At 39.5% G+C, this 15,305-nt stretch carries 13 protein-coding genes; 7 read left to right on the top strand and 6 right to left on the bottom strand.

Going from position 1 to position 15,305, the window contains the following annotated elements; genetic code table 11:
- Positions 1-26 precede the first annotated feature (26 nt).
- Entirely contained in the window at positions 27-1,574 is a 1,548-nt protein-coding gene (locus tag Q0058_RS04005) for a glycine--tRNA ligase (protein ID WP_298221443.1), read from the bottom strand.
- A 94-nt stretch (positions 1,575-1,668) separates the two neighbouring features.
- Between Q0058_RS04005 and Q0058_RS04010 the strand changes: the two genes are divergently transcribed.
- Together Q0058_RS04010 and Q0058_RS04015 are read left to right on the top strand one after the other, a co-directional pair.
- Positions 1,669-2,352, top strand: a complete 684-nt coding sequence (locus Q0058_RS04010) for a phosphoribosyltransferase family protein (RefSeq protein ID WP_298221444.1) — start codon at positions 1,669-1,671, stop codon at positions 2,350-2,352.
- Between the two features lie 190 nt (positions 2,353-2,542).
- Positions 2,543-4,150, top strand: coding sequence for an Ig-like domain-containing protein (locus tag Q0058_RS04015; RefSeq protein ID WP_298221445.1), 1,608 nt, complete (start codon positions 2,543-2,545; stop codon positions 4,148-4,150).
- Here Q0058_RS04015 and Q0058_RS04020 read toward each other — a convergent pair.
- From Q0058_RS04020 to Q0058_RS04035, 4 genes are all read right to left on the bottom strand, one after another.
- Positions 4,137-4,904, bottom strand: coding sequence for a nitrilase family protein (locus Q0058_RS04020; RefSeq protein WP_298221446.1), 768 nt, complete (start codon positions 4,902-4,904; stop codon positions 4,137-4,139). The genes Q0058_RS04015 and Q0058_RS04020 overlap by 14 nt on opposite strands.
- Positions 4,905-4,969: 65 nt before the next feature.
- Positions 4,970-5,731, bottom strand: coding sequence for a succinate dehydrogenase/fumarate reductase iron-sulfur subunit (locus Q0058_RS04025; RefSeq protein WP_298221447.1), 762 nt, complete (start codon positions 5,729-5,731; stop codon positions 4,970-4,972).
- Between the two features lie 6 nt (positions 5,732-5,737).
- Positions 5,738-7,747: a fumarate reductase/succinate dehydrogenase flavoprotein subunit gene (locus tag Q0058_RS04030; RefSeq protein WP_298221448.1), complete on the bottom strand. Its 2,010-nt coding sequence runs from the start codon at positions 7,745-7,747 to the stop codon at positions 5,738-5,740.
- 4 nt (positions 7,748-7,751) lie between these two features.
- Complete coding sequence (locus tag Q0058_RS04035) at positions 7,752-8,588, bottom strand: succinate dehydrogenase cytochrome b subunit (protein ID WP_298221449.1); 837 nt, start codon at positions 8,586-8,588, stop codon at positions 7,752-7,754.
- Between the two features lie 260 nt (positions 8,589-8,848).
- On the opposite strand from Q0058_RS04035, the gene Q0058_RS04040 reads away from it, so the two are divergent.
- The 5 genes from Q0058_RS04040 to Q0058_RS04060 all read left to right on the top strand — a co-directional run bounded on the left by Q0058_RS04040 (position 8,849) and on the right by Q0058_RS04060 (position 12,490).
- On the top strand, positions 8,849-9,409 hold the full coding sequence (locus tag Q0058_RS04040) for a Crp/Fnr family transcriptional regulator (RefSeq protein WP_298221450.1): 561 nt from the start codon (positions 8,849-8,851) through the stop codon (positions 9,407-9,409).
- A gap of 71 nt (positions 9,410-9,480) precedes the next feature.
- Positions 9,481-10,773, top strand: a complete 1,293-nt coding sequence (locus Q0058_RS04045) for an aminopeptidase P family protein (protein ID WP_298221451.1) — start codon at positions 9,481-9,483, stop codon at positions 10,771-10,773.
- A gap of 23 nt (positions 10,774-10,796) precedes the next feature.
- Positions 10,797-11,306 (top strand): GNAT family N-acetyltransferase, encoded by a 510-nt coding sequence (locus Q0058_RS04050; protein ID WP_298221452.1) that lies wholly within the window; start codon positions 10,797-10,799, stop codon positions 11,304-11,306.
- Positions 11,307-11,315: 9 nt separating this feature from the next.
- Positions 11,316-11,663: a DHCW motif cupin fold protein gene (locus Q0058_RS04055; protein ID WP_298221453.1), complete on the top strand. Its 348-nt coding sequence runs from the start codon at positions 11,316-11,318 to the stop codon at positions 11,661-11,663.
- A 44-nt stretch (positions 11,664-11,707) separates the two neighbouring features.
- The gene (locus Q0058_RS04060) at positions 11,708-12,490 is read left to right on the top strand and encodes an alpha/beta hydrolase (protein WP_298221454.1); all 783 of its coding nucleotides are present in this window, start codon (positions 11,708-11,710) and stop codon (positions 12,488-12,490) included.
- 4 nt (positions 12,491-12,494) lie between these two features.
- On the opposite strand, the gene Q0058_RS04065 is transcribed toward Q0058_RS04060, so the two are convergent.
- Positions 12,495-15,251, bottom strand: coding sequence for a PD-(D/E)XK nuclease family protein (locus Q0058_RS04065; RefSeq protein ID WP_298221455.1), 2,757 nt, complete (start codon positions 15,249-15,251; stop codon positions 12,495-12,497).
- Between the last annotated feature and the right edge of the window lie 54 nt (positions 15,252-15,305).

Consider the following 15,305-nt stretch of genomic DNA (forward strand, 5'->3'; position numbering starts at 1 on the left):
GCTCTTCATATTCTTTCAAAAGTACTTTACACTATGGCTTTCATCAACCAGTTTTTCATGGATACTTCGTTTTCGATGATTGCTTTCAGGTCTGTGATATTGACCCGATCCTGTTTCATTGAATCGCGGTGTCGTATAGTGACGGTTTTGTCTTCCAATGTCTGATGATCGACGGTAATGCAGAACGGAGTTCCCAAAGCATCTTGTCTTCTGTAACGTCTTCCCACGGCATCTTTTTCGTCATAAGCTACGTTAAAATCCCATTTCAAATCTTCTATGATGGCTCGGGCAACTTCGGGCAGACCATCTTTTTTGACCAATGGTAATACGGCCGCTTTTGTAGGCGCCAATACTGAAGGCAATTGCAAAACCGTTCTTGTCGAGCCGTCTTCGAGGGTTTCTTCTTTTAATGAATTCGAGAACACTGCCAAGAACATCCTGTCAAGTCCTACAGAAGTTTCGACAACATAAGGCGTATAATTCGCATTGGTTTCCGTATCGAAATATTGCATCTTCTTACCTGAAAACTGCTCGTGCGCTTTGAGGTCAAAATCTGTCCTGGAATGTATCCCTTCAAGTTCTTTGAATCCGAATGGGAAATTAAATTCGATATCAGCAGCGGCATTAGCGTAATGTGCTAACTTTTCATGGTCATGGAAACGATAATTTTCTTGACCCAAACCTAACGATAAATGCCAGTTTAAACGCGTGTTTTTCCAGTATTCGTACCATTTCATCTCTTCACCCGGTTTGACAAAGAACTGCATCTCCATTTGCTCAAATTCGCGCATGCGAAAGATGAATTGTCTGGCCACAATCTCATTCCTGAAAGCTTTTCCAGTCTGTGCTATACCAAAAGGAATTTTCATCCTTCCGGATTTCTGGACATTAAGGAAATTCACAAAAATACCTTGTGCGGTTTCGGGACGTAGGTATAAATCCATGGCGTTTTCGGCTGAAGCTCCGAGTTTTGTTCCGAACATCAGATTGAATTGTTTCACATCGGTCCAGTTTCTAGAACCTGTTTCGGGATCAGCGATTTCGAGTTCCTCAATAAGCGACTTAACATCTTCTAAGTTCTCATCGCCCAAGGATTTGGCCATTCTTTCGAGGATTTCTTTTTTTCTGGAAAGGTATTCCATGACACGCGCATTGGTCGTCACGAATTCCTCACGGTTAAAGGCTTCTCCAAAACGGGCACTTGCTTTTTCGATTTCTTTTTCTGCCTTTTGATTCAGTTTTTCCGCATAATCCTCAATCAGCACGTCGGCGCGATATCTTTTTTTGGAATCCTTATTGTCAATCAACGGGTCGTTGAAAGCATCTACGTGTCCTGAAGCTTTCCATGTGGTTGGATGCATTAAAATTGCGGCATCAAGACCCACAATGTTTTCATGCATCTGCACCATTGATTTCCACCAGTATTCCCTGATGTTTTTCTTCAATTCTACTCCGTTTTGCGCATAGTCATAAACAGCGCTCAACCCGTCGTATATTTCACTTGATGGAAAAATGAAACCATATTCCTTTGCATGTGAAACGACATTCTTAAATAAATCTTCTTGTTTTGCCATAGTGCTGCAAAAATATAAAAGTGAAATTAAAAATGAACACAAATCGGCATTGAATCATAGTTTTTTATAATTTTATGACATAAACGCCAAAAAGATGTTCGAAAATATTATAAGCCTCTTCTTTCCAAAGGTTTGCGCTGGTTGCCAATCTTTATTACTATCTCACGAAAAGATCGTGTGCACCGACTGCAGACATCACATTCCGCTGACCTGCCATCATTTGAATCCTGAAAACGAAGCTTTCAAAAAGTTTTACGGTAAAATACCGATAGTTTTTGCCTGCTGTTTTGTTTATTTTCACAAAAAAGGGATTGTTCAGAATATGATTCACAATCTCAAATACCGAGGCCATGAAGATGTTGGTAGTTTTTTCGGAGATTGGTTTTCTGAAGACCTGAAGACCATCCCGGGAATTGAAACTGTAGATGTCATCATTCCTGTTCCGCTGCATCCCAAAAAAATGAAACAACGTGGTTACAACCAGGTAACGGCTTTTGGCTTAAGTTTGTCACAAAGTCTTAATTTTTCCTATGATGACTCTATACTAATCCGAAAAATTTATTCAAAAACACAGACCAAAAAAGATTTGTTGACGCGGACAGAGGTAAATAAGCAGAATATATTTGATGTAAACTTAACCACTGCCCACCACAATAAGCATTACTTACTTATTGATGACGTGCTGACCACCGGATCAACTTTAGAAGCCTGCTGTCATGCTTTAATGAAAATTCCTGGCGCTAGAATCAGTATTGCGTGTATGGCTATGTCGCATTGACACATGAATAAAATAGTGTAAAAATATACTATTTGATTTGTAAACAATTGATTTTATTGAGATTGCTTTATTTTTAAAATAGTTTTTTAAAGTCGACAATCACTCGATACTTAAATTTGATATTTATTACTATTTTTTTTAATTCCATAAATAATAATCGTTATTTTGTGGTTCGAAAAAAGTGTTACCCTTGAAAAAACAAATCTGTTATTTTTTTTTATTTTCGTTGTTAGTCATTACTGGCTGCGCCAAACGTGGATCTATATCAGGTGGGCTTAAAGACACCATCGCTCCGGTACTTGAGGTCAGCTTCCCGAAAAATTATTCCACTGATTTTAAAGGAACCTCCATTAAATTGACGTTTGATGAGTATGTGAAGTTGAAAGACATCAACAAACAACTTATTATTTCACCACCCATAGCAAAAAAGCCACAGATTCTTCCGCTTACGGCAAGTAAAACTGTTACCGTCAACTTTCTGGAAGCATTGGAACCGAATACGACTTACAGTTTAAATTTTGGGCAAAGTATCGAAGATAACAATGAAGGAAATCCTTATCGCCAGTTTAAGTATGTATTCTCGACCGGAGCTTACATCGACTCTTTATCAATAAGTGGCAATATCAGGGATGCTCTCGATAGAAACGCAGATACTTATGTTAACGTGATGTTGTACGAAATCAACGAAAAATATAACGATTCGCTCATCTATAAAGAAAATCCGAGGTATGTCACCAACACTTTAGACAGTGCGTCGACATTTAAAATTGAAAACATTAAAGCCGGGAAATACCGTCTGCTCGCATTAAAGGACAACAATAACAACTACAGATTTGACCCTAAAACTGAAAAAATAGGTTTCTACAGCAAGATTATATCTATTCCAAACGATTCCCTTTTTGAAATCAAACTTTTTAAAGAAGTTGAGAAATTTACAGCATTCAAACCCTCGCAATCCTCCGGAAACTCAGCATTAGTAGGTTATTCAGGCAGTGACAAAGAGGTAAAGCTGACCTTGAAAAAAGGAAATGACATTGTGCCTTCGATTGTCACCAAAATCCCAAAAAAAGATTCCTTGCAATTATGGTTTAAGCCATTCAAAATGGAAAAAAATGCTGTGGACTCATTACAGCTTTCGGTCACAAAAGAAGGTTATAACAAAGATTTTACTTTTAATATCAAGAACCAAAAAGCAGATACGCTGACCATTGCTTCATTGTCAAAAATTTTGCATTTAGGGGAAATCGCAACCTTAAACGTCAACATTCCTATTTTAAAACCTGACGAATCAAAAATACTTTTGACCAATAAAGATTCTGTGGCTGTTCCATTTAAAATCATCTATGATGAGCGGAACCTCAAATTAAAAATTGATTTCAAAAAAGAACCTTTAGAACAATATCTTTTTACATTATTGCCTGATGCGATTACCAGTTTTATGGGCCAGACCAATAAAAAGAAACTTAAATTTCCTTTTGAAACCAAGAATACTTCTGATTATGGCAACCTGCGTGTGAATCTGGAAAATATCAGACAATTTCCAGTCATTGTGGAGCTTACGGACAAAAACGGAGAGGTACAACTTTCTTATGTGTCAGAAAGTGAAACACAAATCGATTTTAACCTTATCAAACCTGAGATTTATACACTTCGCGTTATTTATGATGAAAATAAAAACGGAATTTGGGATGCTGGTAATTTTCTTGAAAAAAGACAATCTGAAGAAGTAATCTATTTCCCAAAAGACATTGATGTCAGGGCCAATTGGGATGTGCAGCAGACCTTCAGCTTAAAATAGTAAAGGCATCACGGTCGGATAAAAAATCGAGTTTTTTTCGTGTCTCTAACATATTCTTTTTGTCTAAATCAGTGATGAAAACACCTTCTTTTTCTTGTGGTTCCAGAATATAATTCCCGAGACAATCGACAATTTGGGAATGGCCTATATAGTCATGGTTGTTGTTGTCAACGCCAATTCTGTTGACACCAATAGTGAAGCATTGATTTTCAACAGCGCGTGCCTTTAGTAAAATATCCCACGCATTGATTCTTGGTTTTGGCCAATTGGCAACATACACCAGCGCATCATAATCTTCCGTATTCCTTGAAAAAACCGGAAAACGCAAATCATAACAAATCAAAAGGCAGATTTTGAAACCGAAGTATTCAACGATTAGTTTTTCGTGACCCGAAGTATAGATTTTATCTTCTCCTGCCAAAGTAAACAAATGCTTTTTGTCATAAGTGCTGATTTCTCCGGAAGGAAAAACGAATACCAAGCGATTATAATAACGTTCTCCTTCTCGGACAACCAAACTGCCGGCGATTGCAGAATCTTTCAATCTCGCGAGGGATTTCATCCACGAAATCGTTTCTCCTGTCATGGTTTCCGCCACTTCTGTTGGATGCATTGTAAAACCTGTCGAAAACATTTCTGGAAGTAGAATCAAATCAACTTGTTCTTGAATTGAATTGATGTGCTCTTCGAAATGATCCCGATTTGCTTTTGGGTTTTCCCAGTGCAGTGAGGTTTGTATTAAGGCGACTTTCATTTTATAAAAATAAAAAATCCCAACCGAATTGATTGGGATTTGATGTTATTATTTTTGAAGCTTTATTAAGAAAGGCTTGCTTTCAAATATTCTCTGTTCATGCGTGCGATGTTCTCGAGCGAAATGCCTTTCGGACATTCAATTTCACAAGCTCCGGTATTGGTACAATTTCCGAAACCTTCTTCGTCCATCTGACGCACCATGTTCAGTACGCGTTGTGAAGCTTCTACTTTTCCTTGTGGTAACAAGGCATATTGAGATACTTTCGCTCCGACGAATAACATTGCCGAACCGTTTTTACAAGTCGCTACACAAGCACCACAACCGATACAGGCTGCTGCTTCAAATGCTTTATCTGCATCGTCTTTAGGAATTGGAGTCGCGTTAGCGTCAATCGTATTTCCTGAAGTGTTTACCGATACGAAACCACCGGCTTGCTGGATTCTGTCGAAAGCGCTTCTGTCAACCACTAAGTCTTTGATTACAGGAAATGCTTTGCTTCTCCAAGGCTCAATAAAAATAGTATCTCCGTCTTTAAATTTTCGCATGTGCAACTGACAAGTTGTTGTTCCGGTAGCCGGACCGTGTGCTCTTCCATTAATGTATAAAGAACACATCCCACAAATTCCTTCACGACAATCATGATCAAAAGCTACTGGCTCTTTTTGACTGTTGATGAGCTGCTCGTTTAATTGGTCTAACATTTCCAAAAACGAACTTGCCGTAGAAACATTATCCAATTGGTAAGTTTCCATGCTTCCTTTAGCATTGGTGTTTTTCTGACGCCAAACTTTAAGGGTTATATTGATGTTTTTTGCTGAAGACATAATCTGTTATTTATAATTTCTAGCTGCAATTTTGATAAACTCATATTTCAACTCTTCTTTGTTCAAGATTTCCTTGCTGATATCATAGCCCATATATTCCCAGGCGCTAACGAATGCAAAATTCTCATCATCCCGAAGGGTTTCACCTTCTGAATCTTGATATTCTTCACGGAAATGGCCTCCACAAGACTCTTTTCGCTGTAAGGCATCCATAGCCATCAGTTGTCCGAGATCAATAAAATCAGCTACTCGAAGTGCTTTTTCCAATTCCGGATTCAATTCGTCAGAAGTTCCCGGAACGTAAACATCTTTGTAAAACTCTTCTTTCAAGGCAGCAATTTCCTCAATAGCTTGCTTTAAGCCTTGCTCATTTCTGGCCATTCCTACTTTATTCCACATGATTAAACCCAAACGTTTATGGAAATGATCCACAGATTTTGAACCTTTATTGTTGAGGAATTTATCGATAGTTTCTTTAACACTATTCTCTGCTTCTGCAAATTCTGGTGAATCTGTAGATATTTTCCCAGTTCTTATTTCGTCGGCTAAGTAATTTGAAACGGTGTAAGGCAACACAAAATAACCGTCTGCTAAACCTTGCATCAGTGCAGAAGCGCCTAAACGGTTGGCTCCGTGATCTGAGAAGTTAGCTTCTCCCGCAACAAAGCAACCTGGAATGGTAGACTGCAAATTATAATCTACCCAAACGCCACCCATGGTATAATGTACTGCAGGGTAAATTTTCATTGGGGTTTCATAAGGATTCTCGTCGGTGATTTTTTCATACATCGCGAAAAGATTTCCGTATTTTTCTTCCAACCATTGTTTCCCTAAGGCTGTGACTTCTTCATTGGTAGGGTTGTGGTTTCCTTTTGCATAAGCTGCCTGACGTCCTTTATTTTGGATTTCGGTCGAAAAATCTAAGTATACCCCTTCATTCGTATCGTTGGCCTCGATGCCATGTCCTTCATCACAACGCTCTTTAGCGGCTCTTGACGCCACATCACGAGGTACTAAATTACCAAAGGCCGGATATCTTCTCTCGAGGAAATAATCTCTGTCTTCTTCTGAAAGTTGTGTCGGTTTCAATTTTCCGGCACGAATCGCTTCGGCATCCTCTTTACGCTTCGGCACCCAAATTCTACCTGAATTTCGCAATGATTCCGACATCAATGTCAGTTTGGATTGATTGACTCCATGAACCGGAATACAGGTTGGGTGAATCTGAACAAAGCACGGATTCGCAAACAACGCACCTCTTTTGTGTACTTTCCAGCCTGCGGTTACGTTACTTCCCATCGCATTCGTCGAAAGGAAATAAACGTTGCCGTAACCGCCTGAAGCAATAATCACAGCATGTGCTGAATGTCTCTCCAATTCTCCTGTAACCAAATTACGGGCGATGATGCCTCGCGCTTTTCCGTCGACTTTTACCAAATCAAGCATTTCATGGCGGTTGAACATTTGTACGCGACCTAATCCGATTTGTCTTGACAAAGCTGAGTAAGCACCCAACAACAACTGTTGTCCGGTTTGACCGGCTGCGTAAAACGTACGCTGTACCTGTGTTCCACCAAACGAACGGTTGTCTAACAATCCGCCATAATCTCTTGCAAAAGGAACACCTTGAGCGACACATTGGTCAATAATATTTGAAGATACTTCAGCCAAGCGATGAACATTCGCTTCACGTGCTCTGTAATCTCCACCTTTAATCGTATCATAAAACAAACGATAGGTACTGTCGCCGTCGTTCTGATAATTCTTTGCGGCGTTGATTCCGCCTTGTGCTGCAATTGAGTGCGCTCTACGTGGGGAATCCTGAAAACAAAATGCTTTTACGTTGTAGCCCATTTCTCCAAAAGAAGCTGCTGCTGAAGCGCCTGCCAAACCCGTTCCCACGACGATAATATCGATTTTCGGGCGGTTGTTCGGAGCTACTAATTTTAGATGGTCTTTATAGTCTGTCCATTTGTCTGAAATCGGACCTTGAGGTATTTTGGAATCTAATGCCATAGAATTAAGCTTTTAGAAAGAAATGAATGTATAATGGAATGATCGCAAACAACAAAGGAACCACAATCGCGAAACCTTTTCCGAACGCTTTAATCGCCGGTGTATATTTGGGATGGTTCAATCCTAAACTCTGGAAAGCACTGCTGAAACCGTGCAATAAGTGAAATGCCAAAATGATCATTGACAATACGTAAAGCAATGTATAAATCAATCCGTACTGCGCATCCTGAAAGAAAGCAACCGTGATTTTGTATAAATCTTTATACCCTTCTTTAACCTTTACATTGGCTGTGGCATCGTAAAAGTCGGTTCGGTCTTTAATTACAATCATCTTTTGATCAACTTGCGCTTTAGGTAAATAACCACCGTCGGTAGTTACATAAAATTCCTGCGACTGCCCTTGAGCACTGATTGTGATGGTCTGTAATGGCATCTTTTCATCAAAGTGCATTTTTGCCCAAAAGCTCACCATGTGTGTCACGATGAAAATCAAAATCACCGTTCCCATCACTGCCATGTTTCTTGAAGCCCATGGACTATTCGCCGAAGGATTGTTTTTTGCATAACCAATCGGACGTGCGGCTTTATTTTGGAAAGCCAGCATAATCCCGTCGAAAGCATGAAAAAGAATGGAAATGTAAGTGAGGTAAGAAAGTATTTTTACTGCCGGATTCGAAGTCATGAACAAAGCGTATTTGTTAAAATTCAACGCATTGTGAGGAACCAATAATTGTAGATTTCCCGCCAAGTGACCACTTAAGAACAAGCATAAAAATAAACCTGTCAGAGCCATCCAGTATTTCTTAGCTAGGGACGACTTTAATAATGCAGATTTTGCCATAAGATTAGATATAGTTTGTTTTAAAATCACACAAAAATAAGGCTATTTGGTTTTAACTACAACCTTTTCACGCTAATTTATAATGATTTTAAAATGTTTAAGCAGAAAGCCTGAGAAATATCTAAAAACCTAATGTTTATTGGCTAATTTTCAATACTTTATTCAAACAAAACGGCATTTTGAACCTTATCAATTTACAATTGCTATTTTTGTTGAAATTTATCAATGCTATGAAATCTCAGGAACCTCAAACTGGTTTATTGGAACACCTACAAGTTATGGCTGGTGAAGCTTGTCTTGAGCATTTGATCGATGAAGCAAAAACTGCTTTTCAATTATTAAAACTGAAGAAAAACGAATTCCTGGTTCGTGAAGGCGAAGTTTGCCCGTATTTCTGTTATGTTGAAAGTGGCATCCTGCAGCACGAAGTCCTCATCAATGACGAAGAAATCACCACTTATCTGGCCTTACGTGATACGTTCACGGCTTCGTTAAACAGTTTCTTATTCCAAAAACCTTCGCGCAAAAGCATCAAAGCCATTTTCGATTGCAAACTCTGGGTGCTCGATCTAGATGCGTTCCAAAAACTACTTAAAACCAACGAAGCCTTTCACCAATTCTATTACAATCTTATCGAGAAACAAATCTGCCTGATTGACGATTACCGTATCGATCTGCTGACGCTCACGCCTGAAGAACGGTATAAAAAACTGCTTACGACCGAACCGCAACTGATGCAGCAAGTGCCTTTGCATTATCTGGCTTCATTTCTCGGAATTTCTTCACGACATATGAGCCGAATCCGAAAGAACATAAAATAACGCCATTTGGCTAGTAGGTAAATCAATTGTTTGCTTAATTTTGAGTTCGAATCAATCTCAAAATTACCGTTATGAAATACCATCAAATTGACCGCCATCTTTTTATAAAAAACCGCGCTAAATTCAACGCACAGATGAAGCCGAACAGCGTTGCGGTTTTCAATTCCAACGATATCTATCCGGTTTCCGCCGACAGTACTTTGCCTTTTGCGCAACACCGCGATATTTTTTATTTATCAGGAGTTGATCAAGAAGAAAGTGTCTTATTGCTTTTCCCGGATGCGCCTTATGAGCACCAACGTGAAATGCTTTTCTTAAAAGAAACCAGCGAACACATTGCGATTTGGGAAGGCGAAAAACTTACCAAAGACCGCGCTTTCGAAGTGTCAGGAATTAAAACCGTTTATTGGCTCCAGGATTTCCATAAGATTCTTAATGAAATGATGACTTATTGCGATACGATTTACATCAACACCAACGAACATTACCGCGCCGCCGTGGAAACTGAAACGCGCGAAGACCGCTTCGTGAAATGGTGGAAAGCAAAATATCCGGCACATCAAGTCGCGAAAAGCAACCCGATTCTACAGCGTTTGCGTTCGGTGAAAGAAAGCGAAGAACTCGATTTGATTCAACAAGCGTGCAACATTACCGAAAAAGGATTTCGTCGTTTGCTACCGTTTGTAAAACCGAACGTGACGGAATACGAAATCGAAGCCGAGCTCATCCACGAATTCATCCGCAACCGTTCCAAAGGATTTGCTTACACGCCGATCATCGCTTCGGGCAACAATGCGAACGTTTTGCATTATATCGAAAACAACCAACCTTGCAAAGCTGGCGATTTGATTTTGCTTGATGTGGCCGCAGAATACGCCAATTATTCAAGTGATTTGTCGAGAACCATTCCGGTTTCTGGCCGCTATAATGATCGTCAAAAAGCAGTTTACAATGCCGTGTTGCGCGTCAAAAATGAAGCTACAAAGATGCTGACACCCGGAACTTTATGGAAACAATATCATATAGAAGTCGGCAAACTCATGACTTCAGAATTGCTCGGTTTAGGATTGATCGACAAAGCTGATGTGCAAAACGAAAATCCCGATTGGCCGGCTTACAAAAAATATTTCATGCACGGAACCTCGCACCATTTAGGGCTTGACACGCACGATTACGGCTTGCTGCACGAACCGATGAAAGCCAATATGGTCTTTACCGTGGAACCCGGAATTTACATTCCTGCCGAAGGTTTTGGAATCCGTCTTGAGGACAACGTCGTAGTTCAGGAAAAAGGTGAGCCTGTAAACCTGATGCGCAACATTCCGATTGAGATTGATGAGATTGAAAGTCTGATGAACGCTTAGACCATGACGTTCCTTAAAACTGAATGATGAAACCCATTATTGAAACCAAACGGCTGCGTTTGCGCGAATTTACTCTGGAAGACACACAATTTATAATGGCGCTGCTGAATAGTCCGGGTTGGATTGAATTCATTGGAGAACGAAACGTGAAAACTAAGCAAGACGCAGTAAATTACCTTCAAAACGGACCGATGAAAATTTATGAAAATCACGGTTTCGGGCTTTGGATGGTCGAACTTAAAGACGGCAAAACACCTGTTGGTATGTGTGGGATTTTAAAACGCGACACGCTCGAATTTCCCGATATCGGTTTTTGCTTTTTACCTGAATTTTCAGGGAAAGGCTACGCTTATGAAAGTGCTATGGCTACTATGACTGTGGCACAAGAAACCTACAATGTTGACAATCTCTGCGCCATTACGCTTGCTCATAATTCACCATCAATAAAGCTTTTGGAGAAATTAGGGTTTCGGTTTGTTTCACCTATACAATTTCCGGACGATGGCGAAGTATTGATGTTATACCAAAATTAAAATCGGCTTATGAATATTCCATTTCAAACTATAGATTGGTCAGCTATTCCTAAAACGGAACATCACGGCGAGACTGGAACCGCTCATTGGCAAACCATCCAGTTTTCAGGTTTAAGGATTCGCGTTGTCGAATACACTGCCGGTTATATTGCTGATCATTGGTGTCAGAAAGGCCATATCGTGCATTGTCTTGAAGGTGAATTTATCAGTGAATTGAGCACCGAAGAACAACTTACCTTGACTAAAGGAATGACTTATGTCGTGTCTGATGATTTAAGCAGCCATCGCTCGATTTCGGAAAAAGGTGTCAAATTATTGATTGTTGATGGTGATTTTTTACTTCCGGATTTGCCGTAATTTTCAAAATTTAAAAGCTTATTTTTGCTTCATAAAACTGCATTTTGAAATTCCACAGCTATAAAAACACCAACATCGCTTATACCGATTCCGGCAAAGGAACGACCATCGTATTGCTTCATGGTTTCCTTGAAAACCAACAGATGTGGCGCGATATCATTCCCGAACTCGAAAAAAAACACCGCGTCATCACCATTGATTTGTTAGGTCACGGACAAACGGAATGTTTGGGTTATATTCATGCCATGGAAGACCAAGCCGACATGATTCATGACGTTTTATCGCATCTTAGAATCCGGAAAGCAATTTTTATCGGGCATTCGATGGGCGGTTACGTGGCTTTGGCTTTTGCGGAATTGTATCCTGATTTTATAAAAGGCATTGTCTTGTTGAATTCGACTTCTTTGGCCGACAGCGACGAAAGGAAAACCAACCGCGATCGCGCCATCAAAGCGGTGAAAAAAGATTACACGGCTTTTGTGAGACTATCGATCGCTAACCTTTTCAGTGAAGACAACCGCGAAAAACTGACCGATGAAATCGAGCGCGTGAAACTCGAAGCATTGAAAACGCCACTTCAAGGCATTGTCGCTGCTTTAGAAGGCATGAAAATTAGAAAAGACCGCGAAGTGTTATTGCATTTTGGTCCTTATCCGAAACTGCTGATTTTGGGTCAAAAAGATCCGGTGCTCAATTATGAGGAAAATCGCAATCAGATTGAAAACACCAATACCGAATTGGTTACTTTGACAGGAGGACACATGAGCCACATTGAAAACCAAGCCGAAGTTTTGAAAGCTATCGGTGATTTCGTTAAAAAGATTTAATGGTTTAGACTTTCTCTTCGAAAGGCATGTCGGGGTTTAAAATTTCCTGCAGCAATAAAACAATTTGTTCGGTAAAGTCGCTCAGGATTTGATTATCGATTACAGAAACTGCTTCCTTATCTTCTTTAAAAGCAAACGGTAAGAATCCTGATTTCATATTTTTGAAAGAAATAATCCCGGCTTCTATCGGTTTGCCTTGCGCTTTTTCCTGATACATATACGCATAAGCCAAAACCTGAATGATTTTGTCGTTTTTAAGGTCTTCCGTGAGGCCATCCCATGTTTTTAGGGTTACGCTTCGTTTCTCCACTTTTCCAGTCTTATAATCGATGATTCTGATGTGGCCGTTACGCTCTTCAATGCGGTCGACATTGCCTTTAATCAATACCGGAAATGGCAAATTCGGATGTTCGAGCAACCGTTCGTAGGTTTGTTCTAAAGCAATTATTTTTAGTACATCTCCGTTTTTGAAGCTTTCGAGTTCCATTTGCAGGAAATTGTAGACGTGGCGTTTAGCCACCTCAAAAGCCAAAAGGTTTCTGCCTTTTTTGATTTCGCCTTCTTTATAGACTAATTTAAACTGGTTGAGCACTTCCTGATCCAATAAATTCAGGCCCGAAAGAATATCATTCTCATTGATAAATTTCCCGACAAATGGTTCATACAAAACCCTGAGTGTCTCATGAATGATGGTTCCGAGGGTATTCAGGGCTATGTTTTCCTCCACTTCTTCTATTTCCCGAATGTGCAGAATCTTCTGGAAATAAAAATCAATCGGGTTTCGGATATAACTCGTCAGTGCTGATGGTGAAAAGCCTTTAGTTGCAATTTCCCTGAGTCGGACCATTACAGCATCTGACTTTGAAATAATCCTTCGATCATCCGCTATTTCAGGCAAAATCGCATTGTATATTTCGTGTGTCAGTTGGTGATTGGGTTGTTTTTCGATTTCGAGTTGGGTAATGAAGCGGCTTTTTTCACCGGCATCAATTCCGTCGCTTTCGGTATTATACAAAAGATAGACATTCTTGGCGCGTTGCAATAAATGATAAAAATGGTAGGTATAGATGGCATCTTTTTCTTTAAAGGTAGGCAGGCCAAACTCTCTTTTGACATCATATGGAATGAAAGAATTTTGTGATTTACCCGCAGGAAATTTCCCTTCATTCATCGAAGTGATAATGACTGTATCAAAATCTAGCACGCGGCTTTCTAAAACGCCCATAATTTGCAGACCGTTTAACGGTTCGCCTTCAAAGGAAACTTCCGCCAAATCGATGATTTGTTTGTAAATCGAATGAAGCGTATCCAGGGAATTGATGTGCGGATATTGAGATGCGTAATTGATCAGTTTATTGATTGTTTTAAAAATCGCATATACAAACGCCTTTGTGATTTTCTCCTCGTGACTTTCGTTTGCCAAATTGTTTTTGATGGTTTCTAGCAACGTGGAAATGGCCTGCAATACTTTGATGACATCATTGTCCCATGGTTCTAACAATAATTTCAAAAACTCATTTTGTTGCCCATGAATTTCCAATACTTTCCTGTGGGTAATGAAGGTATAATTCTGTTGGTTAATTCTTTGTATCAAATCCTGCGCATTGATATAGGGTTCAGCCAATGGATGCATCAGTACATCGAGTAAATCCTTGTAATAAAACACATACTGGCTTCGGGAAGATGCGGTGGTATGAAGTTTAAACAATTTGGCAATCAATACTTGAACCGGATTGTTTTTACTGGAATATCCCATTGTTATATTCAAATTCTGTACACTGGCCGGTAAAGAATATAAAATCGGAATTAAGATACTTTCTTCGCCTAATACTACAGCGGTCTTATTGATATTGAACTCAGGATTTGTCAGGATTTGTTCTTCAATGACGCTTCCTACTATTTTGGCTTGTCCAATGCTTTTAGGTGTGCCTATGATTTGAATGTTTTTGGTTTTTGAAAAATCATCTCCAATCCATTGGAAAGGGTTCGATTTGTAATAACTCCATTGTTTTTTAAAACGACGCACGAATAAACTTGCTTCGTGTGACGGGTCGGTCAAAAATAATTCATCCACATCCCAATAAATCATTGCCTGATCGGAATGCAATAGCTGCTGAACGATTTTTTCTTCTGCAGCATTCAAAGCGTTAAACCCAGCAAACAAAAACTTTTTGTTGGTTATGGCTTTAGAAAAAGAATCAGTTTTTTTTACTGCTTCACGATAAATCATTCCTTGGTATCCTATGCCTTTACTTTCGAGATGGGAATAAAATGAGTGATAATAATGCGGTAACAATTTCCAGAACTCTAAATGCTTATTGATGAGTGTTGTTCTTTTTTCAGCATCAACGGACCAATGCTCTATTTCTTTGATATCATCGAGATATTTTAGAATCTTATCCGGCTCTAAAAGATAGCGGTCTATTTCATTGAAATCCTGTAATAGCGTCTTTGCCCAATTGGCAAACAATTCGAAGGATTGCTGTTGCGCTTTTTCTGTAACCGACAAATAAACTTCGTAGAACTCAAAAATCAACTCAATAGGGTCAATGCTGCGAAGCCCTGAAATATCTTGGATGAAATCTTCAATACTGATGATCTCGGGAGCAAAAACAGTATGGCTAATTTGGTTCTTCAGCGCTTCGATTAGGAAAATTTTGGCGCGTTTGTTTGGTAAAATAACGGTTGTATTCGGCAAGGCATCGCTGTAGTCTTCAATCAATACACCGGCTATTCTATCAAGAAAAGAAGTTTTTGTCATATCATAAAAATAAAAAAAACGCCCCGATAAATCGGGGCGTTTTTGAGAAATATT

The sequence above is a fragment of the Flavobacterium sp. genome (assembly GCF_027484705.1).
Classification (GTDB): domain Bacteria; phylum Bacteroidota; class Bacteroidia; order Flavobacteriales; family Flavobacteriaceae; genus Flavobacterium.